The organism is Nocardia farcinica, from assembly GCF_029867845.1.
GTDB classification, from domain to species: Bacteria; Actinomycetota; Actinomycetes; order Mycobacteriales; family Mycobacteriaceae; genus Nocardia; species Nocardia farcinica_A.
The window spans coordinates 1-1,302 of sequence record NZ_JARWRU010000562.1 but is presented as its reverse complement, the minus strand read 5'-3'; the positions used below and the strand labels follow the sequence as shown (position 1 = coordinate 1,302).

The 1,302-nt window shown below is 62.7% G+C and carries 1 protein-coding gene; it reads right to left on the bottom strand.

Annotated features, from left to right (window positions below; genetic code table 11):
- Positions 1-59 precede the first annotated feature (59 nt).
- The coding region (locus tag QH283_RS12285; protein WP_280503133.1) for an HsdM family class I SAM-dependent methyltransferase at positions 60-1,302 on the bottom strand (1,243 nt) is incomplete at its 5' end.

Genomic DNA, 1,302 nt, shown 5'->3' with positions numbered 1-1,302 from the left:
CACTCTGCAATTGACTACCGCACTCCGAACGAAGTAGAGTCGGAATGGTTCGATCGGAATCAGGCAGCTTGAGATGACCAAAATTTCGCTGTCCGAAAAGTTTCCGGCCCCTCAAATGGCCTTGGCGGCGTGTACACATAGAAGTGCCGAGTGAACGGAATCTCATACCCCACCTTGGTCTTGCTGTGGTCGATCCACGCATCCGGCACATGCGGCAGCACCTCCCGCGCGAGATACTCCTCCACATCCTCCGCGAGCGGCACGTTCTCGTAGTCCCGCAGTTCCGGATCAGGCTCCGGCGCACCCTTGATGAGCTGAATCTCCCCCTCGGGATCACGAACACCGAGGGTTTCGCGCAGCAGCTTGGCGAACGGCGCTCCGGTCGGCCAGGGCTCGCCGGCTCCGACCACGGCGTCTTTCAGCGCGTTGATGGCCTCGGCTTTGGTAGCCCAGCCGGTGCCGACGAGTGGACGCAGGAGCGCCCGGAAGACCTCGGCATCGGAGTAGAGCTTGCCGATCTGAGCGGAGGTGGCGAGCTTGTCGAGCGCCTCGGCGGTCAGCTCGAAGCGCAACCGCAACGGACGTTCCACGGTGATCCGCCGATACCCGAAGTCGCTGTTGGCAAAAACCTTTACCTTGGCGTGCTGGGGATGATCGGGGTTTGCGGCGGCGTCGATCGCATTGGCGTAGAGTCGGGTGATCTCCTCGATCTGCGAATCGGAGATGCGTTTGCGCTTGTCGCCCAGCGACTTCCGCATCTTCTCCCAGTAGTCGCGAGCGTCGAGCAGCACCACCTTGCCCCGATGCTCGGGAGTCTTCCGGTTGGTGAGAATCCAGAAGTAGGTGGAAATGCCGGTGTTGTAGAACAGCTGGTCGGGCAGGGCGACCACGGCTTCGAGCCAGTCGTTCTCGATGATCCAGCGGCGGATATTGGACTCGCCGGATTCGGCGGCGCCGGTGAACAGCGGGGAGCCGTTGAAGACGATGGCGACGCGGCCGCCGCCGTTCGCGGGGGAGTTCATCTTGGAGAGCATGTGCTGGAGGAACAGCAGCGAGCCGTCGTTGATGCGGGGCAGGCCCGCGCCGAAGCGGCCGGCGTCACCGAGGTTCTTGTGCTCCCACTCGACCTCTTCCTTGACTTTCTTCCACTCCACGCCGAAGGGCGGATTGGCGAGCAGGTAGTCGACCTTGAGGTCTTTGTGGCCGTCCTGGCTGAACGAGTTGCCGAAGGCGATGTGGCGGGAGTCCTGGCCCTTGATCATGCGGTCCGAGCGGCTGATGGCCCACGACTCGGGGTTGAGT